The organism is Flavobacterium sp., assembly GCF_039932285.1.
Classification (GTDB): Bacteria; Bacteroidota; Bacteroidia; order Flavobacteriales; family Flavobacteriaceae; genus Flavobacterium.
Genome location: NZ_JBDTQE010000006.1, coordinates 22505 through 46889 on the forward strand (window position 1 = coordinate 22505; position 24385 = coordinate 46889).

Here is a 24385-nt window from a genome sequence, read left to right on the forward strand (position 1 = left end):
ATGAAAGGAATAGCAAAAATTAAAGGTCCTAAAAACCCTATCGTTGGGAAAGATGCTGTTTATGAAGTAGTAGAGTTTCATAAAGGAACCGTAGTCGTGAATCCAAATACTATAAAGTGGAAAATTTTTAAGAAAAAAGACAATCATTGGGTTGAGGCCAAAGGAAATGAAAAAACAGGAAAAAAAGTAACATTTAACTTTTCCCAACATTCTTACGGTAAGGACGTATTAGTAGAAGCTTATTTATTTGAGCCTGAAATAAAATCACCTCCAGGAATGATTGTAAAACCAGTAATGGGCGAAAGAAAACTACTCAAAGTAGAGATCAAAAATGCCGATGGTGGTGCATTAACTAAGAAGCCCAAGTATGGCGAAAGCATCATGGTGCAAGCCACTACCGAAAACATGTTAGGCGAAAACCTAAAAATGAGCATATGGGAACGCGACACACTTACAGACGAAGGTCACGATCCTAAGGGAAATACAAAATTATGGGATGGTAATGTCAAAATTAAAAATGATGGGATTGCCAAAGAAAAAGTAGTTTTAACACCAGGTATGGCAATGTTAGCCAATAAAAGTTTGATGGAAGGCGGCGAGCACGAGTACTACTTATTAGTAGAAGCCGAAAAAAAAGCCAAAATATCAAATACGGTTGCAGTACAAAATACGGAGATAGTATTAAGTCCTAATGTTCCTAAAAAATCTGTTCCAGCACCAACACCAAAACCACAAGAACCTTCAATGCTTGAGCAAATTGAGCTAAAAATTAAAGATCTTATAGGTTGGGACAGTAAACCACCAGGAGGGAATAATAAAGCAGTTGTTGAGGATGGAAAAACCCCTAAGGTAGAAGGTATTATTACTGCCTATTTTGCTAAGGAAGAATTTACAAAAGAAGGTTCAGAAACTGCGGGGCAATATAAATACAAATTTCAAAGTAGTAATACTAATATTGACAAAGACAAGGTAGCAGGAATCATTAAAAAAAGGGTTGATATAGATGTAAAAGTTGATAAAAAGTATTCCAAACATGAGGATATTAAAAATGCACTAACAATAACTACATACAAAAAAGGAGATTTTATTTCTTTTAATTTATATAAATTAGAAGCTAATTTTGTAAAAATAACAAATGCTCCTTTAGAAGAAGTGTTATACGTTGTCGTAAATACATATTTATTAGATGGAAAAGAAGTTACTATTGAAATAAAAGAAAAAGAAGTAATTTTGGTTGGTGCTGATGCAAATTTACCTGTGTTAGAAGGAAAAGAAAATGGAAGTGAAATTACAATATTGAAAACAAAAGTAGAAAAAGGAATTGCCAAAGTAAAAATAAAAATTCGCCCTAAGACAGATGAAACATTAGCTACTTGGAAAGAAAAACTAACTGGAATAAAAGACGGAACCTACAAGTATAAATTTGTCAATAATAATACCACTACTACATCTGAACAAAAGAAAATTGCAGCTAATGCTATTGCTAATAAAATAAAAGACACACTTGCTGGAAAGAAAAAATTTACAAAAGTAGATGCTATTGAAAAATCTTTAACAAAGTCAGTATATAACAAAGACGAGGAAATTACTTTTGATGTATATAAAAGTGTTATAGGAAATCTATGGTTAAACGCGGAATGTCAAGGTGACACTAAAAAGCATAAAGGAGAGTTTTTGAAAAGGGATGGAGAGTATTTTGTGATTGGTCAAAAGTGTGAATGCGAAGCAAGAATAAAAGCTTTTATGAGAATGTTACGTATTGGAGAAGGAACAGAAGGAGATGGAGGTTACACAACTCAATATAGCGGAACACAATTTAGCGATATGAGCAAGCATCCTGAAAATGTTATTACAGCTGGCAACTATTCGTCTTCTGCTGCAGGAGCTTATCAAATCATGAGGTATACATGGTGGTGGTTAGGTGGGGAAAAATTGACTGAAAACAATACAAAAGCTGGTGTTTATGAAGAAAATCATGATTATATTAAAAAGTATAGCATTCCTGATTTTACTCAAGAATCTCAAGACAAATTATGCGTCATTATATTAAAGCATAAAAGACCAGGAAGTATTGAGTTAATAACGTCTAATAAAACGAAGGAAGCATTAGAAAAATATGGTAGTTATGAATGGGCTAGTTTGCCACCAGGTAGATATGGACAGCCAGCACAAACAATGGAAAATGCCTTGTCTAAATATGAAAAATTTTTAAAAGAAGAATTAGAAGGAAAAACGAATTTATATTTAAAAAATGGATTTGCCAAAGAATTTAATATTGTTTGTAATTGTAAAAAAGCATCAGCAAAGACAGGATATGATATAGATGCAGCAGTAACGTATATTGAATCTCATGCAGAGGCTAGTTCAACTTCTGCTTGTGCAAAATATGTTAGACAGGCTGTTGAAGCTGGAGGACTTACGTCAAATGCTTCACCAAGAAATGCACTAAACTATTTTACAATTCTAAAAGATTTAGGTTTTACGGAACTTCAAACAACTAGCTATATAAAAGGAGATATTGTAGTTTTTGACGGAGTCGAAGGTCATCAATACGGACACATTGCTATGTGGACAGGTACGCAATGGATTTCTGATTTTAAACAAAATAGTATAATCGTAAACACCGCATACAATAATGGTCAAAGTTCAATTTTTAGATGGCAATAAACAATAATTATGAAAAAAGCAGCACTATTTTTATTTATAATAATAACACAATCTTGTTTTAAAAAAACAGATAACGTAGTTAAAACAGATGATCAAGTTTTAAAAGCAACTACAAATGCTATTGAATTGGTTGAAGTTAGTGATTCAGTAGCTAAAGATTTGAAATCTTTTTATACATCATACATTTCAGAAAACGCCAAAAATGTGGTAGATAGAAGCTTTTTAAAAGAGTTAAAAAATAAATATGTAACACAAAGTTTTTTAAACAAACTTCAAAAATTAGAATTAGATTATGATCCTTTCGTTAATGCACAAGATTATAATTCCGAATGGATAAAAAATTTAGGAATAATTAAAGATAATTCAAAAGAAAATACCTATAACGTAATTATTACAGATAATGGTGTAAGAACTAATATTTTATTAGTTCTTAAAAAAGAACAAAATCAGTATAAAATTGACGATATAGCTAATTTGCCTAATAATACAATTGTTGCTGATAAAATCGAAAATTACTCGCAAGAAGAAGTTACTGGTATATGGAAGACAGTTTGTCAAGCTAATAAAACTGCTTTATTAGCTAATGATTCTTCACATGGTTATCTTGATGTTTATATTAATAATGATTATGCTAGAGTTGCTGTAGAAATAGTCAATAATACTGATGTAAAATACTCTGTTCTTACTGGTATCACTAGATACAATAAGTTTGTTAATTGGCTTTATATATCAAATGACAGTATAGTTTGTAAAGTTAAAAGAACAAATGAAAATGAACTTGAATTAGAATGGCTAGGTTTCTATAACAAGAAAACCAAAAAGAGAGAAATGGTCAAAAATCCATTTAATAATGAGATTAAAACTAATTTAGTTGAATTAAGAAAATGTCAATAAATTAGTATAGAGATACACTTATTTATTATTTGCAATCTTTTTTAACTATCAGCATAAATAGCAATAAAAACATGACTAATGATAAATGACATGTCCTTATTGCTATTAAACACAGTAGTTTCTTTCAATTCTCAGGTTAATGAAAAAAGATTATATTTGAGAATTGATTCAAGTAAAACAACAATAAAGTTAATTTGTGATTATGAAGAAGAATAACAAATGAAAAATAATTTTTTAATATACATATTAATTTTACTTTTTTTTAGTTGCAAACAATCAAATCAAGAGTTAGATAATGCTTCAATTAAGGGAAATGATAGTTTAAAAATTGATTCTTTAAAAATAATATCTGATACGAATATAACTTTACCAAAAAACAGTGAAAAATCTTTTACTTTTGAATGTGGTTCAGGTTGCGCTATGACCTATGATGAAATTTCTAGAAAGAAAAATAAAGGAAGTTATGAATTAAAATATAAAGTGACCCAGTATGTTAATGAAAAAATTGAAGATGAATATTTTGAAACTTATGTTTTTGAACAAAATATTAATGGAAGGTTAGAAAGCATTCATTTGTTAGGTAAAGATGAAAATATTTTATTGGACGAAAGTTCATTAATTAAAAATAAATTCAAAGAAATAGGGAGTATTTTTTTTAGAGATGATAATTTAGATACGTCACAGCAAAGCACAATTAAATTTGTTGTAGAAGAAAAACCATACAAGTTACTTGAAGTTCCTTTTGATTTAAAAAAGTATATTGACAATTTACCACAAAAAATTAAGAATTCCTATAATCCATCAAATGGTTTGATAGATTATTTAGTGAAAAATGGTTATGAAGGGGAAAATTATAGTTGTAATTTTTTAAAAATATCAGAAAAATCTTCGGACTTATTGGTTTCTATTTCTAGAGGAGATTCCCAATATTTTTTAATTATAAAATCTGATAACACCAAATTCTTATCTTATAAGGAGATTGGAAGCATTGGAGAGGAGACTAAATATTTTAGAATAGATAATAATTACGATGTCAAATAAAACATGAGATATATTAACTGCAATCTTAATTTTAACTATAAGTACAAATAGTTTTAAAAACGCGACTAACGAGAATGAATTAAGCACACATGAGAAAGTTAATATGCGCATTATTGCTATTAAATATAGTAATTTCTTGCAATTCACAGGTTAATAAAAAGATTATATTGGAGAATGGATAGAAGTAAAACAACAAAAAAATGAATTTGTGGTTATGAAGGAGAAATTTTGAAAGTTTCTGATTATTCAATTTTTGAGCACGGAGTGATGGAGAATTCAAATTAATTAATAACAATTATAAATTTACTCTATGTACAAACTTAATTATAAATTCCTAGGAATTTTTACGCTCTTTATCTTAATAATCTCGTGTAAAAATGATTCAGCATCAATTGTTAACAGTCAAATTGATGGTAATATAGAAAGTAAAGAGGTAGCTTCTGTTTCATTAGGAGACTCATTAATTTCTCAGTCAGATTTTGTAAATAAAATTAATTCAAACATTGATTTTAAGGAAAAAAGAGCTACGATATCAAAAATAAAATATGATTTCAACAAATATACCTCCTGGACAGACAATACAACAGAAGAAAAACAGCTTGAGGATATTGGTTTAAAATTTAAAAAGGAGAGCCAGATTAAAAATGATGCTGATATTTATATTAATATAGGACTTATTGTTAGTAAAAATAATAAGCAAACAGATAAACTTACCGTTTACAAACAAGAAAATTATGCGGAAGCATTGGTTGCGGTTAGTCAATACTTTTATGTAGATGGTAATTTAAATTTATGGACATTAGGAATAGAAGAAGATGAAGAAGGAATATATGTTAAATCTTGGAATCAATACAAAATTGAAAAAGAAACTGGAAAAATTAAACTAGTAAAAGAAAATATAAAGGTTAAAAAAGAGGTTGCAACTGAGACAAGTAATAATTGGACTGGCAAATATTTTTTCGAAAAAACAAATAGAGATGAATTGAAAACCAGCTTTAACATCACAATAAATGATTTAAATTTAATATCACTAATTTATATTAGTGATGATGAAAAACCTGAAACATATAAAAATCTTAAAGCTGAAAAACTTGATGATGATAAAATAAAAATTACTTTTAATAAAAAGTATAGAGACATGGGTATTATATATATACAAAAATCTGAAAATGATTATATAATTTCAGGAGACGCCATATCAAACATCAATCCGGGTAATGATGAGTACCCTTTGAAAAGAATATAAATAAGATAATCTATTATAAGTGTGATAATAGGATTAGTACAAAATAACCATGATTAAAATATTTAACTTGTTAATTCTAGGTTTATTTTTTATATGTAGCAAAAACAAAACTACTGTAGATAATGATAAAATAAATTTAGTGAATCTCAAAATTGAGAATACCATAAATAAAGATTTTAATGGTATTTGGAATTATGAATTTAATTCTGATGAAAATGAATTACTTAATAAAACTTTTGAGTTGAAATTAATAACTGAAAAAGATATTATTAAAGCTCAGTATTGTGCTATAACTAAAGGGGGTCGTAAAATTGATTGTAACGACAAGGTAGTTTATAACATAAATGGTAATATAAAAAACAATATTGCTTATGTAGATTTCAAAGGTTTTTTTGACATTAAAGCAAAGGGAAAAGCAAAAATTTATTATGAAGGGAACAATCTAATATGGGAAATAATTAGTGTAGAAGGCGAAATTTTTGCTCCTAAAAAAGCTATTTTAAATCCTGTCAAATCAAGTGAAAATACTATCGAAGGTTTATATGTTTTAAAAACATGTGAAGGCTCAAGGTTTAAAATAAAAATCATTAAAAAAGATAACGCTTTCGAGTATTCTATTTTAGATCAAAAAAAATCAATAAGTAAAGGATTAGTTAAAATTGAAAAGGATAAAAATAAAACGTATTTAACTTTTGGGAAAATACAAGGAATATATGATGATGCAAATAAGATACAGATTCAAAATTATGGCAATTCTATGAATGAGTATGCACACTTTACTCAATGTGATGAAAAGTATCTGTCTTTTATTAAACAATAAAATTAAAAATGAAACACTTAAAAAGTAAACTTATATTAATATTTTTGATATTAATTACTGTTACAACTAGTTGTAAAAATAATGACACTAAATCAGAGGATACAAAAACAACAAAGACGGATGATAGTAAGATAAAATTCGAAATAATTAAAGGTACTAAGGATACTTTACAAAAAGATAATTGTATCATTGAAAGTAATTTTTTACTCCCTTACGCAAAAAAAACAGACATAAAAAAAGTTGCCTATAATAATTTGAAGTGCAATATACGTGGTGTTGAAGAGTTATTATGTGGAGAAAAAAATCTGCGATATATATCTTTGCCAAGTTTTAAAAATATAAAAGTAATTCTTGTACCTATGGATTGTGGGGATTTTAATTATCGTTATTTTTTAGTTACTATATTTCAAAATAAAGTAGTTTCAAAGCAATATGTTGAAGGGGAATGGTACGAACCTGGTGATGATAGCTATAAAGAAGTTACTAGTTTTACAATAGATGAAGATTATACAATCACAATTACAACAAATGCTATTGAAAGTGGTCAAAGTTCTATAAAAGAAAATTTAAGGTTTGAGATTTTTGAGCATGGTGTTTTGAAAAGAATTAATTAATCTATGAATATGTTTAAATAACTCAAAACGGTCTAAACAACCGTTTTTTTTCTTTGAAATTTTCTAGAATAAGATAAAAGTACAATAGTAGCAGGAATGACAATTTTAGTCAATAAAAGTTTGATGGAAGGCGGCGAGCATGAATACTACCTACTAGTAGAAGCCGACAAAAAATCTAAAATATCAAACACGGTTGCAGTGTAAAATAAGGAAATAGTATTAGATCCTAATGCCCCTAAAAAAATCTGCACCATCACCAAAACCAAAAAAACCTCTAATACTCGAGTAAATTCGGCCAAAAATAAAAGGACTTGTAGGTTGAAACAAAGTAACTTTGGTGGGACTAGAGAAGCGATTCTAGATGATAGGAGAATTCCTAAGTTATAATGATTGTTGTGGACTATTTGCTAAGGAAGAATTTAAAAAAAAAGACTCTGAAACTACTGAGCAATACAAATGTAAATTTCAAGATAACAATACCACTATTGATAACTATAAGGGAGCAAGGATCATTAAAAAAAGGTTAATTTTTTATTTTCTAGAAAATCTTCATTTAATCTTCATCTAACAGAAATACTTTTGGTTTATAAATAATTCAATTTATAAATTAAAACCCAATGTCATGAAAAAAGTATTTTTGTTAGCAGCATTATTTTTAGGAACAACTGCAATGGTAAACGCACAAACTGAACCAGCTAAAAAAGAAGTAAAGAAAGAAGCTAAAGCAACTAAAAAAGTTGTAAAAAAAGAAGTGAAAGCTACAACAGAGGCTGTAAAGGCAAAAAAATAATTAAACTTGTTTAACTGCTTTGAAACCGACAAAATTATTTGTCGGTTTTTTTGTTGCTTTAAACTTAAAACTCCTCTAAGAAATCCAGCTTAAAACATAAAAATAAGTTAACATACTTATTGTGTATTGAAAAGAAGGCGATTACTTCATTAACTTTAATCAAAAATATATAAAATTATGAAGACAGACACCCAGAATATTCTAAAATCCGAAAAAAATCAACTAGTAAAACTTCAAAATATAGTAAATAATACTATTGATGAAGAAAAGTTAATTATAAAAAATTTGCTACATCAACCCGAAGAAATACTTACAAAAGGGCAATCTATTTCGGATAAAGTAGCATCATTTGGAGGAAGTTGGAAATTTATCATTCTGTTTGGCATCGTTCTTTTTGTATGGATTTTATTTAACACAATAACACCTAAAATATTTAATTTTGATCCGTATCCATTTATTTTAATGAATCTTATTTTGTCTTGTATTGCGGCATTACAAGCTCCAATTATTATGATGAGCCAGAATAGACAAGAAGAAAAAGACAGAAAACGAGCAGAAAATGATTATTTAATTAATTTAAAATCTGAATTAGAACTAAGGAGTCTGCATCAAAAAATTGATTTACTTTTAGAAGAACAAATCAAAGTTTTATTTGAAAGTCAAGCAAAACAACTTGAAATTTTAAAATCGATCGAAAAAAAGATTAAAATATGAATATTCTTATTGTAGAAGATAACATAGAATTAGCAAAAGAAGTAAGTCATTTTCTTTCTAATTCAGGACATATTTGCAAAATTTCAAACAATTGTAATGAAGCGTATGAAGAAATAAATAGTAATGATTATGATGTTATACTATTAGATTTGGGCTTACCAGATGGAACCGGATTCGATATTCTTAAATCCGTTCGAAAAACGGCTTCTAAAACGGCAATCATTATCATTACAGCGCGAGGCGAACTTGACGATAGGATAAATGGTTTGCATTTAGGAGCCGATGATTATCTCACCAAACCGTTTGCGCTTACCGAACTTCAAGCGCGATTATTTGCGGTAATTAGACGAATTCATGGGTTCACAAATAATGAATTAAAAGTGCATGATTTCAGTATTCAATTGCAAGATTACAAAGTTAGTTTTAATGATATTTTAATCAATTTAACCAAAAAGGAATTTGATATTTTTCAGTATTTAGTTTTAAATAAGAATAGAGTAATTACCCGTTTACAACTTACTGAGCATGTTTGGGGAGATATTCTTGAGGTTAATTCTGATTCTAATTTTATCGATGTTCATGTGCGTAATCTGAGAAAAAAACTAGACAAACATTCTAAAATAGATTGGTTTGAAACCGTTAGAAATGTAGGTTATCGAATAAACATTTAAGAAATGAAAATAAAGCACCAACTTGCCATTTTTAATGCCATTTCGAGATTAATTCTCATACTAATATTATGGTTTGTATTGCCTATTTTGGTTCAAAAAGTAGTTTATCATAACACAAATAAAAATTTACTAGAGAAGAAAGAAAAGTTTGTAAAAAACCTTGATAAACAAGAAATTTATGATTTTATAGTTAGAAATGACACGACCGAAACGTATTCCAGTTTTTCGACTTTACATAGCGAGTTTTTACAATTATATCAAATATCGAAAGAAGATTTTTCGAAAAAAGATCTTTTTTTGAAAGAAAACCGCACCATCGAAAATGAAGAAAATGAATATTTAATTCTGCAACATGATTTTGTTTATGACAAAATATTCTACGAACTCGAAATTGGTTCAAATCTTTCCGAAATTAACGATTTTACACATGTAATTCGGCTTTTTATCATCGCAGTATTGCTTGTAATAGTCGTTTTTACTTTCTTGATTGATACTTTTTATATCGAATATTTACTAAAACCTTTTTATAAAATTATTGATAAAAAAATTCGTCATGTAAATGAACCCGAAAATTTTGACAGTGCTCCAATTATTGCTCATTCTTCCGATTTTCAGGAGTTAGACACTGTTCTTAACGAAATGATGAACAGAATTAATGACCTTTTCAAAAAAGAAAAACAATTTATTGCTAATGTTTCACACGAATTATTAACACCAATTGCATTGTTAAAAAGCAAATTTGAAAACTTAATTCAAAATGAATCGCTCGATGACAATGCAATAGATAAAATTTCTAGTTCGCTAAAAACGCTAGATTTATTAAAGAAAGTCATTAATAATTTGTTGTTAATTTCTAGAATTGAAAACAATCAATATTTAATAAATGAAAAAGTTAATTTGGAAGAATTGTTTTCGGAATTAATAGAAAATTTAGAAGATCGAATTAACGAAAAAAAATTAATTGTAACAAAAAACATCAAACACGAAATTAATTTTACAGGAAACAAAACCCTCATGCACGTTTTGTTATACAATTTATTAGTAAATGCTATAAAATACAATAATCAAAACGGAAATATTTCCATTTCAGACGAATTTGTAAACGAAAAATACTGCGTTATAATAAAAGACTCAGGAATTGGAATCGATGAATTACAGTTAAAAAATATTTTTGAGCGCTTTACTAGATTTAGTCACAATCACGAAGGACATGGTTTAGGGCTCGCAATTGCTAGTAGTATTGCTCACTTTCATAAGGTAGAAATCAATGTTATTTCAGAACCTAATATAGGAAGTTCTTTTTGCCTAATATTCCCTGATTTCGGTAAAAGTTAAATTTCTCTTAAGCCTTATAATCTTCATCTAAACTTCATTTTCTGATTATACATTTGATTTATAATTATGGGGACAATAATTATAAAACTAAAAAAATAACCATTAAATCTAAAAAAGATGAAAAAATTAGTAATGTTAGTTGCAGTAATAGGATTTTCTGCAATGTCTTTCGCTCAAGATGCTTCGGCTACAAAACCAGCTAAAAAACACCACAGAAAACACCACAAAACTGAGATGAAAAAAGAAGCTGCTGCAAAACAAGAAATGGCAACTCCAGCAAAAAAATAATTTAATTTTCTAATTGCTTTGTATTAAGGTTAAGCTATTAAATCATGAAGGATAGTATTCGAAAAGTGTTTTCGAATACTATCTTTTCTTTTTAATAAACATCTCAAAAAATCGAATAAATTATTTTAGATTGAATCAAGATTTAAAGTAATTTTGCAAATCAAAACAATCAAATGTTACTAATAGATACTCATACCCATTTATATTCCTCAGAATTCGATTCCGATCGAGACAAAATGATTCAGAATGCGATTTCAAAAGGAGTTTCTAAACTTTTTATTCCATCGATAGATGCTAGTTATACTCAAAAAATGTATGATTTAGAGGCAAAATATCCTGAAAATATTTTTCTAATGATGGGTTTGCATCCGTGTTATGTAAAAGAAAATTATCTCGAAGAATTGCAACATATAGAAACTGAATTAACGAAAAGAAAATTTTCTGCTATTGGCGAAATTGGTATAGACTTATATTGGGACAAAACCACTTTAGATATTCAGAAAAAAGCTTTTCAGTACCAAATACAATTGGCAAAAAAGTATAAATTACCGATAAATATTCATGGACGCGATGCTTTCGATGAAATTTTCGAAGTCCTTGAACTTGAAAAAAGTGACGATTTGTTTGGGATTTTTCATTGTTTTTCAGGAGATTACGAACAAGCTTTAAAAGCTATTTCTTATAATATGAAACTCGGAATTGGGGGTGTTGTCACTTTCAAAAACGGAAAAATAGATCAGTTTTTACATCAAATAGACATTGAAAATATCGTTCTAGAAACCGATTCTCCTTATCTTGCACCCGCTCCTTTTCGTGGAAAACGAAATGAAAGCGCTTATGTAACTTTGGTTGCCGAGAAATTATCGGGAATTTACAATCTTCCAGTAGAAGAAATTGCTAGAATTACGACTAAAAATGCTTTGTCCATTTTTAGAAACTGTTAATTATATTTGAAAAAAAAATCCGTTCTTTGTAGGAATAATTTAAGTTACAACATGTCAAAATTTGATAATATTCGTCCTTATTATGATGCCGAAGTAAACCAAGCTTTACAAGCATCTTTAAAACATCCTATGCTTAAAGCAATGATGAATTTTGCTTTTCCAGGAGTTGATGATGAAGTCTGGAAAAATCAACTTCGTAAAACGCATTCTATAAGAGATTTTCAATGTAATTTTATATACGAAACTATTCAAAAAGTACTTGAAAAAAGTTCCGAAGGTCTTTCTACGTCAGGTTTCGAGAAATTAGAAAAAAATACAGCTTACCTTTTTATATCAAACCATCGCGATATAATTTTGGATACTTCTTTGCTAAATGCCGCGCTTTTCGAACATGAATTAGTTATGACAGCATCTGCAATTGGAGACAATTTAGTAAAGAAAGATTTTTTGAAATCACTTTCAAGATTAAATCGAAATTTTATTGTTCAAAGAGGATTATCACCAAGAGAATTGCTGCAAAGTTCACATTTAATGTCGGAATATATTGAGCGATTATTATTACACGAAAACCGTTCTGTCTGGATTGCGCAACGTGAAGGAAGAACAAAAGATGGTAATGATGCAACCAATTCTGGCGTGCTAAAAATGCTAACGATGGCTTCCAATAAAGATGCTATGGATTATTGTAAGGAAATAAAAATAGTTCCCGTTTCTATTTCTTACGAATATGACCCTACCGATGCACTAAAAATGCCACAACTTATGGCAGAAGCCAATCAGGAAACCTACGTTAAAAGTGGGAATGAAGATTTTCAAAATATTTTGAGCGGCATTCTGGGTCAGAAAAAACGAATTCACATACATATTGGGGATATTTTAGATGCTGAATTAGATATAATTAAAGAAGAATTTTCAAATACAAATAAGCAAATTCAGGCTTTGACACAAATTGTTGACGAATCGATTTTGAAGTCTTATAAATTGTGGACAACAAATTTTATAGCTTACGATATATTATATAAAACAGACGAATTTTCGAACCATTATACCGAAAATGAAAAATCATTATTTGAACGTCGTTTAGAGCTAAAAATAGATGCTAAAAACACACAAATGGTAGAAAGTTTCCTTGCTATGTATGCCAATCCTGTAGTGAACAAAATGAAATATAATGATGCTGTCTAAAGCCAATATACTTCTCATATATACGGGCGGAACCATAGGAATGGTAAAGGATTTTGAAACTGGTGTTCTCAAGGCGTTCAATTTTAAGAAATTACTAAAAAACATTCCCGAACTCAAATTATTAGACTGTAATATCGCAACAGTTTCGTTCGACAAGCCTATCGATTCTTCGAATATGAATATTGAGAAGTGGAAAAAAATAGCGATTATTATCAAAGACAATTATGATAATTATGATGGTTTTGTTGTTTTACACGGATCAGACACCATGTCATATTCCGCATCAGCATTAAGTTTTATGTTAGAAAACCTAAACAAACCAGTTGTTTTTACAGGTTCTCAATTGCCTATTGGAGATTTAAGAACTGATGCTAAAGAAAATCTAATCACAGCTATTCAAGTTGCATCGCTAAAAAACAAAAACAAGTCAATCATCAATGAGGTTTGTTTGTATTTCGAATACAAATTGTATCGTGGCAATAGAACCACAAAAATAAGTGCCGAACATTTTAGTGCTTTTGCTTCGCCAAATTTCCAAGCATTAGCAGAATCTGGGGTTCATTTGAATGTTAATGAAAATATTTTATTAAAAAATACATCTACTAAAAAACTAAAAGTAAACACCAATTTTGATGACAATGTAGTCATTATTAAAGTTTTCCCCGGTATTAATGAAAAAGTGATTCAAACTATTTTATCCATTTCAAATCTAAAAGGAATCGTATTAGAAACCTATGGTTCAGGCAATGCTCCCACCGAAAAATGGTTTATCAATTTACTTGAAAACGCCATCAAAAACGGATTGTATATTATAAATGTAACCCAATGTTCAGGTGGAAGTGTCAATATGGGTCAGTACGAAACTAGTTCACAACTCAAACAAATTGGTGTTGTCTCGGGAAAAGATATCACTACCGAAGCAGCTATTACAAAACTCATGTATTTGTTAGGACAAAAAGTAGCGCCAAATGTATTCAAAACCATATTTGAAACTTCTTTGCGTGGCGAGATGAATTAATACAATAATTGTTTACTTCTCAAGAAATTTATTCTTTTATTTGCAAAATATAAAGAGAGGGGTGGCCGAGTGGCTGAAGGCGCACGCTTGGAAAGCGTGTATATGGCAACATATCGTGGGTTCGAATCCCATCTCCTCTGCTAAAAAAAACCTAAATGTAAGTTTAGGTTTTTTTGTTTTTTCATACTTATTCTATTTATGGGTATGGATTGTAAATTTGAGTTATCGAGTTAAAACTAAATGAAATAAAATTTTTAATTAATCAGTTAGGTGTAGCTATTTGAACAATATCAATCTATTTTATTTAAAATTTTTTAACTTTGATAAAATATCAATTTATGTTCAAAAATAAAAGAGAGCTTTTCTTGTTGTTTTGGAAGGAATATACCCTGATCAATTGCTTTAAATCTAGTCATTTATTTAGCACATGATGTAATAAAAAAGCATATTTCGAAAGATTGGTAAATAATAAAAACCAATTTTATAAAATGGAAGAATATCTTTATATTTGCAAGACTAAACAAGTACAAAACCGCAATGAAATACAAAAGAATTCTTCTAAAATTAAGCGGCGAAGCGCTAATGGGCGACCGTCAATATGGAATAGATCCAAAACGTTTAGCAGAATATGCTGATGAAATAAAACAAATTCATGATTTAGGAGTTCAAATAGCTATAGTTATTGGAGGAGGAAATATTTTTAGAGGTATTGCAGGTGCTAGTAATGGCATGGATAGAGTTCAGGGAGATTATATGGGAATGCTTGCTACGGTTATAAACGGTATGGCTTTGCAAGGGGCACTCGAAGAAAAAGGTATGCTTACTCGTTTGCAAACAGCTTTAAAAATCGAAGCCATTGCTGAACCTTACATCAAAAGAAGAGCAGTAAGACATTTAGAAAAAAATAGAATTGTAATTTTTGGAGCAGGAACAGGAAATCCTTATTTCACAACCGATACAGCGGCAGTTTTAAGAGGTGTTGAGGTAAATGCAGATGTCATCCTCAAAGGAACTCGTGTAGATGGTATTTATTCTGAAGACCCAGAAAAAAACAAAGACGCCGTGAAATTTGATTACATTTCATTTGAAGATGTAATCAAAAAAGGTTTAAATGTAATGGATACCACGGCATTTACCTTAAGTCAAGAAAATAAATTACCTATTATTGTTTTTGATATGAATAAAGAAGGGAATTTACTTAAAATTTGCAAGGGAGACAATATAGGAACAGTAGTAAATATATAATACAATTATTAGATTATTAGAGAATTCGATTTTTCAAAAAATTTAACAATCCAAAAATCCAACAAAATAAAATGACTGAAGAAATTGAATTTATACTAGATAGTACAAAAGAATCTATGGAAGGTTCTATTGCTCATTTAGAAAAAGAGTTTTTAAATATTCGCGCAGGAAAAGCTTCTCCAGCTATGTTAGGAAGTGTTTTTGTAGATTATTATGGCTCGGCAACACCACTTTCGCAAGTAGCAAAAATTAGTGTGCCAGATGCTAGAACAATTACATTGCAACCTTTTGAAAAAAATATGTTACAAGTAATTGAAAAAGCAATTATGATAGCCAATATTGGCTTCAATCCAATGAATAATGGAGATGTTATCATAATTAGTGTTCCGCCACTAACTGAAGAAAGAAGACGTGAATTAGCAAAACAGGCTAAAACTGAAGCCGAAGATGCTAAAATAGGTGTTCGTAACGTTCGTAAAGACGCTAATTCGGATATCAAAAAATTAGAAAAAGACGGAACATCTGAGGATATTTGTAAAACAGCCGAAGAAAGCGTTCAGAAACTAACCGATACCTTTATCAGAAAAATAGATGAATTATTAGTTGTTAAAGAAACAGAGATAATGAAGGTTTAACTTTTACTAACAATTAGTACAAAATACCGTTAAGTTTGAAAAAACTTAACGGTATTTTTATATTAAATAGAAAATAATGGTTTTGTATTGATATTTTTAATATTTTTGATATCCTTACAACATAAATCTATTTTTGATTTTTAAAATTCACCTACGATGAATGTAAAAAAAATACTTCTTAATGCTCTTTTTTTATTATTCTTTTTTCAAAGCGCATTATTCTCGCAAGAAACTACCGAAAACTTATTTGCAGGAATCGAAATTGGTAGTAAAGGTATAAAAATGTCCGTTTTAGATGTCAAAAATATTAAAAGAGGGGATTTTGTCATTAAGTCTTATTGGTCTGAAAATGTTGGTATTGCACGAGGAATAGCTATAGATGGTAATTTAGCTAAAGAAGATATTGAAAAGACGGCATTAGTAGTTTTATCTAATTATTCAAAAATTAAAAATGATTTTAAAGTAACTGACGAAAATATTTTTATAGTTGGATCTTCTGGAGTTGCAATGGCAAAAAATACTCAAGAATTAGCTGATAAGATAAAATTATTAACGAATAAAACATTAGATTTTATTGATGCGCAGACAGAAGGAAAAATGCTGCTAAAAGGTTGTGTGCCACCTTCAGACTATAAAGATTCTATGATTTTGGATATAGGTGGAGGAAATACTAAAGGAGGATATATCGATGTAAGAAATAATGATGCTTTTGTATTTTTTCCATTAAGTGTAAGTTACGGAACCATAACATTAACAGAAGCGGTAATAAAAAAAACAAGAAAAGATGACATTTCAGAATATAATGAAAAATCATTTGGATTTCTTCCTACATTAAGAGATCAGATAAATGCCATGTATGGCACTAGTCCGGTAGCTTTAGAGAAAGAAAAAGTATTCATGTCCGGTGGTGCAGTGTGGGCTTTTTACACGCTTTATAATGGTGTTGCTAAAGAAACCTTTAATAAATTTAATCTAGAGGATGTTCTTAATTACGATGCGATTTTAAAAAATAATTTTAGAAAATTTGAAGAATTAGCAAAAACTGACAAAGATGCAGAGCGTGTTTTAAAAACCTATTCGCAAAAATATTTAATCTCAGGAAGTAATATTCTTCTAGTTTGTCTGGAAGCAATTCCAGAGATCAATGATAAAAAGTTATATTTTGCTAAAGAAGGCCAGATAGCATGGTTAGTATCTTATATTGCCGACAGGTCTAAGAAAATTAAAAAAATTTACTAAATTGATTAAATTATAACAAAAAAACATCAGTATAGACAGAGTCCCCATAATGTCTAATTGATAAAAAAACAAATAACATGAAAAGTTATTTAAATACCTACTTTGATAACTTTAGAGGATTTTCGAGAGAAGTCTGGGTTTTAACGTTAATTACTTTCATAAATCGTGCAGGCGCAATGGTTATGTTGTTTTTGACAAAATATATGCACGAAAATCTTTTTTTTAGCCTAAATCAAATAGGATGGATGCTCGTTTGTATAGGAGTTGGGGCTTTGTTTGGGAACTGGCTAGGAGGAAAGCTAACAGATCGATTAGGGTTTTATACAATCATGTTAGCGAGTCTTTTTCTAACGGGTTTTGGTATTATTTCGCTAATGTTCTTATATGATTTTGTAGAAATATGCGTTGGTCTATTTATAGTAACAGCTATTGCCGATATGTATAAACCAGCAATGTATGTTGCTGTGTCAAATTTTACAAATAAAAAAAATAGAACTAGAGCGCTAACACTAGTAAGATTAGCAGTAAACTTAGGTATAGTTTCAGGACCAATTATTGCAGGACTAGTTATACAAAAAGATAACTATGATATGCTTTTTTGGATAGATGGTTTAACTTGTGTGCTTGCAATTTCTATTTTTATGTTAGTAATAGATGAAAGTAAAATATACAAAGCCAGAAAAAAAATAAATAGAGACAGGGAAAAAGAAGGAGTAATAGAAATAAATAGAAAAGCAGATATAAGTTTTATAATTTTCTTATTTGCTAGTTTTTTAACTGCCTTTTTATTCTTTCAGTTATTTACAACAATTCCACTATATAACTCTGATAAGCTAAAACTTGATGAGTTTCAAATAGGATTGCTTTTAGCTTTAAATGGGTTGTTGATCTTTCTTTTTGAAATGCCACTCATTGGTTTCCTAGAAAAAACTACTGCTCAACCAACTAAAATTATTTTATTTGGGTCTGTATTTATGACTTCTGGATTCTTCTTTTTACTTTTTTCTAAGTCTGTACCGGTGTTAGTTATAAGTATTTTTCTCATAACTTTGGGACAGATATTGCTTTTTTCATTTTCTAATACTTTTGCATTTAGTAGAGCTGTTCAAGGAAAGGAAGGAAAATATATGGCTTTTTACGCTATGAGTTTTAGTGCTGCGCAAATATTAAGTCCAAAAGTAGGATTTAGTGTAATTGAAAAATTTAGTTATTTGTCAAATTGGCTATTAATGGGTTTTATAGGATTAATAGCGATCTCTCTCTATTATAAATTAGATAAAAATATTAAATTTGAAAGAATTGCTAAAGATCTTCAAAAGCCTACATTAATTAGTGATTTAAATAACAATATCAAAAAAATAGCATAAAAAAAGAATGTCAAAAAAAGTCAAAAAAAGTCAGAATAATAAAAGCTTTAAAATCATAATAATTTTACTAGCTTTATCAATGCTTGGAAGTCTTTTTTATATTTCTAAATTATCTAGCAAGTCTAAAAGAACTATTATAGAGCTTAGAGAAGAAAAAGCAAATATGCTCAATGATTTAGAAAAATCTCAATTATTTTTAAAACAAGTAATCACTTCAAATAAATCATTATCAGGAAAATTACTCTCAGAACAAAATAAAGTACAACAACTTATAATCAATTTACAGAAGAAAGAAGTTACTGAGAAAACAATTATAGATTATAAACAAAGTACAAGCGATATAGATAATAGGATTAAGTCACTACTTAATGAAATAGACTCTTATAAAGATAAAATAGATAGTACAAACCTTGTGTTAAATAAAACTAATGTTGTTTTAATTAAAGAGAAAATAAAAAATGATACACTGGTGGTTTCTAATAAAAAATTAACAAAGAAAATTACCGATGCAACAAAATTGTATTTTTATAATTTACAAACAGTATTTCTAAAATTAAAAAGCTCTGGAAAACAAACCGAAACAGATAAAGCAAGTAGGGTAAATCTAATAAAAATTAGTTTTATGATTGCAGAAAATGATTTGAGTAAATCCACTACCAAAGATTTTTATGTGCAAATAATAGATAGTAAAAGCAATGTTTTGGGGGATAAAAATATTCAAAAATTTGGAGATGACATTTTAACTTACAGTGCTTTATTAAAAGTTAAGTATGAGAATAAAACTATAAAAGTTGAAGGGGAAATACCTGTAACAAATTTAAATGAAGGGGTCTTATTTATTAATGTTTTCGATAAATCTAAGTTAATCCTGAAATCCACTGTTACACTATCGTAACAAGTTTTTTTTAAAATCACATAACTATTTCTATTTATTATTTAATACAACTATATTTGTACATTCCTTCAAAAAAGGGATTAAAAAATTATGATCTTAAAAAGACAGCTTCCTTTTATATGCTTTTTTATTACGCTCTTTGTTAATATAAAAACTACTGGACAAGTGAGTTCATCTACGGGCGATAGTATTATCAAAAAAGTAAATCTTTATAAATCTGATAATGAAGCCAAAAACTATGAAATTATAGCCTATAATAAACTCATTATAACTGCAAACCCTGACTTAATACAAGGAAGGATAGACTCTATTTTTATTACTAAACGAGATAAGAAAATTTTATCTAGAATAGATTCTTCCGATTATAATTTTAAAAGAATTGTCTCGAAGCAGCACTTATATCAGGTAGAAAAAACATCAAAATATCAAATAATTAATAACCAACGGAAAGAAAGGATTCTAACTACAAAAATGGCAGGTTTTAGAGAGCCTATTTTTGAATATTTTGCGCTTCAATTACAACCTTTTTCTGTTTATGATGATAATTATTCGCTGGTAGAAAAAGAATATGTAAGTCCAATTTCTGCAAAAGGATTGAAAAAATACAATTACACTTTTTTAGGAAATTCTTTTTTAGAAAATAGAAAGGTTTATAAAATTTCATTCTTGCCAAAACAAAAATCTAAAACTGACCAGTTGACGGGTACTTTTTTTATTGATGCAGAAAAATTTAGTATCGCTAAAGTTGAGTTAAGAATTTCGGGATTAATACAAATAAAATCCAATCATTATTTTGAGTATAATAAAGAACTAGATAATTGGTTTCCAATAAAAAGTAATCTTTCTATAAGAAAAGGGAACAGTAAAGCGCCAATAAAAATACTTGGAGAAACAATTACTTTTGAAGGAACAGATTCAAAGTTAAATCCCGAGGGCAAAAAATATGCCTCAGATTTTGTTGAGATAAGATCTAATACAAACTATTTTGATCCAAAATTCAACAAAGTATCAAAAATAAAACATCCAGATATTGCTATAACAATAAGCGAAAATGCTATTTCAAAAAATGAATCACTTTGGTACAATTATTTTAATGATTCGACAGACGTGAGAAGTAGCGCAACCTATTTTTCATTAGATAGTTTAATTCAGAAAAGAAAGTACGAAAAAAAGATTAAAATTGGTAGAAAAGTACTAAAAGGCTATTATCCTATTGGTTTTTTCGATGTCGATTTGCGTTATATTTTTCGTTATAACAATTACGAAGGATTTAGATTAGGATTGGGAGGTGTAACTAACGAAAAATTAGCCAAGAATTATAAGCTAGAAGGATATTATGTTTACGGAACAAAAGATGGTTTTTTTAAAGGTTTTATTTCTAATTCATTTCGAGTAGATAATCGTTCGGAAACTTGGTTGGGTTTATCATATAAAGACGATGTAAGTGAAATTGCAAGCACATCTTTTGAGATAGACAAACCAACTTTCAAAATTTACGATCCAAGACCACTTAATCTAAGTACTTTTTATAATCATGTTACGTGGAAAGGATTTGTAGAAACTAAAATTATTCCAAAAACCGAAAGTATTTGGCAAATTACACAAAGCGATATAACTCCCAGATTCGATTATAATTACAAACTAAACGATAATTTATATACAAATTTCAAATCTACTTTACTAACAGTTTCCTTACAATGGAGTCCGTTTAGTAAATACATGCAAACACCAAATAAAACAATCGAAATAAATAAAAGATATCCAAAATTTACTTTTCAGTTTTCAAAAACAATACCTAAATTATGGAATAATGATTTCGATTTTGGTAAAGTAGATTTTAGATTTGATTATCAAAAAAAAATTAACTCAAACCATAAATTAAAGTTTCTTTTTGAAGGGGGTTATGCTTTTGGAGACATTCCAATTACACATGTTTATAATCATTCGCCAAATAATTTATTAAAAGACAAGATTATACAACGAATTACTTTTGCAGGGAGAGATAGTTTTGAAACAATGTATTTTAATGAATTTTTCTCTAATAAGTATGCCTTTTTTCAATTAGAACATCAATTTCCTAAATTCGAAATTACTAAAAGAATAAAGCCAGTTTTCTCTCTTATTACTAAATATGGTATTGGAAGTCTAGATAATCCAGAGAGACATCTAAACATAAACTTTAAAACCCTAGAAAAAGGTTATATGGAATCTGGATTTGAGTTAAACCAGATTTATAGAGGCTTGGGATTTGTAGCTTTTTACAGATACGGACCTAATCAATTGCCAAATTTTGAAGACAATATAGCAATAAAACTAAGTGTTAAAATAGATTTAGGTCTTTAGTAATTAAGGCTTTATAATTAGTACAGATGGTAAGTTACTTAGCCAGACGCTCTGAGAATCAACTAGTTTTTTCCAGCTATCAAGACTAATCATCATTAAATCTTGTTTGATTAAGAATGGTTTTAAAATTTGATAATCACTAACTAAAGTAATGTTATCTGGATAGGTCACTTCTAAGGTTTCGATAGCATTTTTTACTAAAAAATTATTTTTAATCTGATTGTTTACATCAATAATCTTGATTTTAGAATTATTATTATAAATAAACTTTTGAATATAGTCTACTAAAAAAGCATCTTCATTTCCGAAAAATGGGACGAAAATTTTATCAGTATAGCTTAATTCATTATCCACAAGAATACCTAACGGCATTTTGTTTTTAGCAATAATTTGACGTGTTCTTTCGTCAAAAATTGAATTAGTAAATAAGCCTTCTTTTCCTGTTATTTTGTCAAGTAATCTATCTGGATTTATGATTCTTGTTGTAAATCCTAGTACTTTTCCGAGCAAAGTTCCTTCAAAAATAGACTTTCCTAAACCTACCAAAAGTAAATCATAGTCTCCTTGATTTGCTATTTCAGCAATATCGGTTTCAATATCTGTTGTAGCTTTAAAGATGGTGTTTATGTCTTGGTTTAATAATTTAGATTCTTCAAGAATAGGAATGAAGGTTTCTTCCTCGTATTCCTCAAGATTAAAGCCATGCATTTCATCACTTACAGATAAATGCATAGCCGTTATGGTAGATACATCTTTTTGTTTTTTAATTAAACTATTTGCTAATCGAAGTAATGATTTTCCTTTTTCGTAGTTTCCAAAAGATATAAGGATCTTATATTTATTAGAATCAATATCTTCTTCATTAGTTAGTAGGTTTTTAGATTTAAAAATATAATTTATCAAATCTAGTGCAGGTCCAGTCATAAATGTAGTAACTAATGCCATAATGACCATCATGGTAAATATTTCTGAATTTAGAACACCCAAATCATATCCAATATTTAGAACCACTAGTTCCATTAGTCCACGTGTGTTCATTAATGCGCCAATGGTTAAACTATCTTTCCAGTTTTGCCCTACAAATTTTGCAGCAAGTGCGCTTCCTAAAAATTTCCCGACAACTGCAACTAAAATAATAAATCCCGTAATTTCCCATAAATATGGATCATTAATTAATCCTATTTGTGTGCGCAATCCTGTAAAAACAAAAAACAATGGAAGCAAAAGAATCAAGGCCACATCTTCAACTTTTTCGATAAATACATTTCTAAATTTAGATACGTCCGGCATAATAACACCTGTCATAAAAGCTCCGAAAAGTGCATGAATTCCAATTACTTCAGTGCAATAAGAGGACAGGATAAGTGTTAGAAAAAAAATAGCTACAACTGGTTTGCTTAGATTTTCATTATTGGAATATAAATCTCCAACTCTTTTAAAAAAAGGTTTTACAATAAATAACATGAGTAAAACATAAAGTATAGCTAAACCTATAACATAAAGAGAGCTTATAAATGTTCCTGCTTTTACAATGGCAATAACTGCAGCAAGCAAACACCAAGCAGTAATGTCATCGGCTGCAGCGCAAGTAATAACGATACTGCCTAATTTTGTTTTATGAATGCCTCTTTCTTGTACAATTCTTGCCAAAACAGGAAATGCAGTGATACTCATAGAAATCCCCATAAATAAACTAAAAGAAAGAAATTCGACACCTTGTGGTGCAAACTTATAATAAACAAAATAGGCTAGTGAGATTCCCAGTGCAAACGGAATAACTATACTAGCATGACTTATAACGACAGCTTCATTAGCTTTATTTTTTAGTACTTTTAGGTCTAACTCCATTCCTATGACAAACATAAAAAGGATTAACCCAATTTGGCTTAAGAATTGAAGGTTTCCAAGTGATTCTGCTGGAAATAATGCCAATGAAAACCCAGGAAAGTACATTCCTACAACGGATGGACCTAGAAAAATACCTGCAATTATTTCTCCAATTACAGATGGTTGACCAATTTTTTTGAAAATCCAACCAAAAAAACGAGCGACAATAATTATGGTGATTATTTGACCTAATAAAATAGCTAAAGGATGATGAAGATTGTGAGTGAGTGACTCTAAAAACTGATTCCATTGGGTGTTTTTTGATGTAGGAGCTATAACGCTTCTCCCAATTTCAAGGTTTTTACCTTGACCAACAACCCAATAAATTAAAGCTGTAAAAACACCAGTAACGGTAAAATAGAACAATGCATTTTTTAAATTTTTCATAAAAAAATAAGACAATTATCAGCTTTATATTCTACAAAGATGACGAAATTACCATACAAATAAAAACATAAATTAGATTAATCATGTAAATTTATTGTTAGATAATGATCTAAATAAAAGTTTTGTTTTATTTAACTAAATTTTAGTGCTTTTAATTACC

At 28.8% G+C, this 24385-nt stretch carries 21 protein-coding genes and 1 tRNA gene; 21 read left to right on the top strand and 1 reads right to left on the bottom strand.

Annotated features, from left to right (window positions below; genetic code table 11):
- The 21 genes from ABI549_RS02510 to ABI549_RS02610 all read left to right on the top strand — a co-directional run bounded on the left by ABI549_RS02510 (position 1) and on the right by ABI549_RS02610 (position 21951).
- Complete coding sequence (locus ABI549_RS02510) at positions 1-2667, top strand: hypothetical protein (RefSeq protein ID WP_348074875.1); 2667 nt, start codon at positions 1-3, stop codon at positions 2665-2667.
- 9 nt (positions 2668-2676) lie between these two features.
- A complete protein-coding gene (locus tag ABI549_RS02515; RefSeq protein ID WP_348074876.1) occupies positions 2677-3561 on the top strand; it encodes a DUF3828 domain-containing protein in 885 nt (294 codons plus the stop codon).
- Positions 3562-3780: 219 nt separating this feature from the next.
- The gene (locus tag ABI549_RS02520; protein ID WP_348074877.1) at positions 3781-4602 is read left to right on the top strand and encodes a hypothetical protein; all 822 of its coding nucleotides are present in this window, start codon (positions 3781-3783) and stop codon (positions 4600-4602) included.
- Positions 4603-4912: 310 nt separating this feature from the next.
- Positions 4913-5848 carry a hypothetical protein gene (locus ABI549_RS02525; protein WP_348074878.1) on the top strand — a complete coding sequence of 312 codons (936 nt, stop codon included), beginning with the start codon at positions 4913-4915 and terminating at the stop codon, positions 5846-5848.
- Between the two features lie 49 nt (positions 5849-5897).
- Positions 5898-6668: a hypothetical protein gene (locus ABI549_RS02530; RefSeq protein WP_348074879.1), complete on the top strand. Its 771-nt coding sequence runs from the start codon at positions 5898-5900 to the stop codon at positions 6666-6668.
- A gap of 8 nt (positions 6669-6676) precedes the next feature.
- A complete protein-coding gene (locus tag ABI549_RS02535) occupies positions 6677-7282 on the top strand; it encodes a hypothetical protein (protein ID WP_348074880.1) in 606 nt (201 codons plus the stop codon).
- Positions 7283-7904: 622 nt separating this feature from the next.
- Positions 7905-8072 carry a hypothetical protein gene (locus ABI549_RS02540; protein ID WP_348074881.1) on the top strand — a complete coding sequence of 56 codons (168 nt, stop codon included), beginning with the start codon at positions 7905-7907 and terminating at the stop codon, positions 8070-8072.
- 177 nt (positions 8073-8249) lie between these two features.
- Complete coding sequence (locus tag ABI549_RS02545; RefSeq protein ID WP_348074882.1) at positions 8250-8786, top strand: DUF1003 domain-containing protein; 537 nt, start codon at positions 8250-8252, stop codon at positions 8784-8786.
- Positions 8783-9457, top strand: a complete 675-nt coding sequence (locus ABI549_RS02550; RefSeq protein ID WP_348074883.1) for a response regulator transcription factor — start codon at positions 8783-8785, stop codon at positions 9455-9457. Before ABI549_RS02545 ends, ABI549_RS02550 begins: the two co-directional genes overlap by 4 nt.
- A 3-nt stretch (positions 9458-9460) precedes the next feature.
- The gene (locus ABI549_RS02555) at positions 9461-10792 is read left to right on the top strand and encodes a HAMP domain-containing sensor histidine kinase (protein WP_348074884.1); all 1332 of its coding nucleotides are present in this window, start codon (positions 9461-9463) and stop codon (positions 10790-10792) included.
- Between the two features lie 117 nt (positions 10793-10909).
- Positions 10910-11080, top strand: a complete 171-nt coding sequence (locus tag ABI549_RS02560) for a hypothetical protein (protein ID WP_348074885.1) — start codon at positions 10910-10912, stop codon at positions 11078-11080.
- Positions 11081-11253: 173 nt separating this feature from the next.
- On the top strand, positions 11254-12024 hold the full coding sequence (locus ABI549_RS02565; RefSeq protein WP_348074886.1) for a TatD family hydrolase: 771 nt from the start codon (positions 11254-11256) through the stop codon (positions 12022-12024).
- Positions 12025-12075: 51 nt separating this feature from the next.
- On the top strand, positions 12076-13209 hold the full coding sequence (locus tag ABI549_RS02570; protein ID WP_348074887.1) for a 1-acyl-sn-glycerol-3-phosphate acyltransferase: 1134 nt from the start codon (positions 12076-12078) through the stop codon (positions 13207-13209).
- Positions 13199-14227, top strand: coding sequence for an asparaginase (locus tag ABI549_RS02575; protein ID WP_348074914.1), 1029 nt, complete (start codon positions 13199-13201; stop codon positions 14225-14227). The genes ABI549_RS02570 and ABI549_RS02575 overlap by 11 nt, the downstream gene beginning before the upstream one ends.
- Before the next feature lie 55 nt (positions 14228-14282).
- Positions 14283-14367 (top strand) — tRNA-Ser (locus ABI549_RS02580).
- 397 nt (positions 14368-14764) lie between these two features.
- Positions 14765-15472 (top strand): UMP kinase, encoded by a 708-nt coding sequence (gene pyrH / locus ABI549_RS02585; RefSeq protein ID WP_348074888.1) that lies wholly within the window; start codon positions 14765-14767, stop codon positions 15470-15472.
- A gap of 71 nt (positions 15473-15543) precedes the next feature.
- Positions 15544-16107: a ribosome recycling factor gene (gene frr / locus ABI549_RS02590; protein WP_348074889.1), complete on the top strand. Its 564-nt coding sequence runs from the start codon at positions 15544-15546 to the stop codon at positions 16105-16107.
- 156 nt (positions 16108-16263) lie between these two features.
- The gene (locus ABI549_RS02595) at positions 16264-17346 is read left to right on the top strand and encodes an exopolyphosphatase (RefSeq protein WP_348074890.1); all 1083 of its coding nucleotides are present in this window, start codon (positions 16264-16266) and stop codon (positions 17344-17346) included.
- Between the two features lie 77 nt (positions 17347-17423).
- Entirely contained in the window at positions 17424-18713 is a 1290-nt protein-coding gene (locus ABI549_RS02600; protein ID WP_348074891.1) for an MFS transporter, read from the top strand.
- A 7-nt stretch (positions 18714-18720) separates the two neighbouring features.
- Positions 18721-19608, top strand: a complete 888-nt coding sequence (locus ABI549_RS02605; RefSeq protein ID WP_348074892.1) for a hypothetical protein — start codon at positions 18721-18723, stop codon at positions 19606-19608.
- Positions 19609-19773: 165 nt separating this feature from the next.
- Complete coding sequence (locus ABI549_RS02610) at positions 19774-21951, top strand: DUF5686 family protein (protein WP_348074893.1); 2178 nt, start codon at positions 19774-19776, stop codon at positions 21949-21951.
- A 3-nt stretch (positions 21952-21954) separates the two neighbouring features.
- Here the strand turns inward: ABI549_RS02610 and ABI549_RS02615 are convergent, their stop codons facing one another.
- Entirely contained in the window at positions 21955-24225 is a 2271-nt protein-coding gene (locus ABI549_RS02615) for a cation:proton antiporter (RefSeq protein ID WP_348074894.1), read from the bottom strand.
- Positions 24226-24385 lie beyond the last annotated feature (160 nt).

Bases quoted from the DNA above. Each gene is read 5' to 3' on its own strand.
- ABI549_RS02510 (WP_348074875.1), top strand. From the start codon at position 1: ATGAAAGGAATAGCAAAAATTAAAGGTCCTAAAAACCCTATCGTTGGG.
- ABI549_RS02515 (WP_348074876.1), top strand. From the start codon at position 2,677: ATGAAAAAAGCAGCACTATTTTTATTTATAATAATAACACAATCTTGT.
- ABI549_RS02520 (WP_348074877.1), top strand. From the start codon at position 3,781: ATGAAAAATAATTTTTTAATATACATATTAATTTTACTTTTTTTTAGT.
- ABI549_RS02525 (WP_348074878.1), top strand. From the start codon at position 4,913: ATGTACAAACTTAATTATAAATTCCTAGGAATTTTTACGCTCTTTATC.
- ABI549_RS02530 (WP_348074879.1), top strand. From the start codon at position 5,898: ATGATTAAAATATTTAACTTGTTAATTCTAGGTTTATTTTTTATATGT.
- ABI549_RS02535 (WP_348074880.1), top strand. From the start codon at position 6,677: ATGAAACACTTAAAAAGTAAACTTATATTAATATTTTTGATATTAATT.
- ABI549_RS02540 (WP_348074881.1), top strand. From the start codon at position 7,905: ATGAAAAAAGTATTTTTGTTAGCAGCATTATTTTTAGGAACAACTGCA.
- ABI549_RS02545 (WP_348074882.1), top strand. From the start codon at position 8,250: ATGAAGACAGACACCCAGAATATTCTAAAATCCGAAAAAAATCAACTA.
- ABI549_RS02550 (WP_348074883.1), top strand. From the start codon at position 8,783: ATGAATATTCTTATTGTAGAAGATAACATAGAATTAGCAAAAGAAGTA.
- ABI549_RS02555 (WP_348074884.1), top strand. From the start codon at position 9,461: ATGAAAATAAAGCACCAACTTGCCATTTTTAATGCCATTTCGAGATTA.
- ABI549_RS02560 (WP_348074885.1), top strand. From the start codon at position 10,910: ATGAAAAAATTAGTAATGTTAGTTGCAGTAATAGGATTTTCTGCAATG.
- ABI549_RS02565 (WP_348074886.1), top strand. From the start codon at position 11,254: ATGTTACTAATAGATACTCATACCCATTTATATTCCTCAGAATTCGAT.
- ABI549_RS02570 (WP_348074887.1), top strand. From the start codon at position 12,076: ATGTCAAAATTTGATAATATTCGTCCTTATTATGATGCCGAAGTAAAC.
- ABI549_RS02575 (WP_348074914.1), top strand. From the start codon at position 13,199: ATGCTGTCTAAAGCCAATATACTTCTCATATATACGGGCGGAACCATA.
- pyrH (WP_348074888.1), top strand. From the start codon at position 14,765: ATGAAATACAAAAGAATTCTTCTAAAATTAAGCGGCGAAGCGCTAATG.
- frr (WP_348074889.1), top strand. From the start codon at position 15,544: ATGACTGAAGAAATTGAATTTATACTAGATAGTACAAAAGAATCTATG.
- ABI549_RS02595 (WP_348074890.1), top strand. From the start codon at position 16,264: ATGAATGTAAAAAAAATACTTCTTAATGCTCTTTTTTTATTATTCTTT.
- ABI549_RS02600 (WP_348074891.1), top strand. From the start codon at position 17,424: ATGAAAAGTTATTTAAATACCTACTTTGATAACTTTAGAGGATTTTCG.
- ABI549_RS02605 (WP_348074892.1), top strand. From the start codon at position 18,721: ATGTCAAAAAAAGTCAAAAAAAGTCAGAATAATAAAAGCTTTAAAATC.
- ABI549_RS02615 (WP_348074894.1), bottom strand. From the start codon at position 24,225: ATGAAAAATTTAAAAAATGCATTGTTCTATTTTACCGTTACTGGTGTT.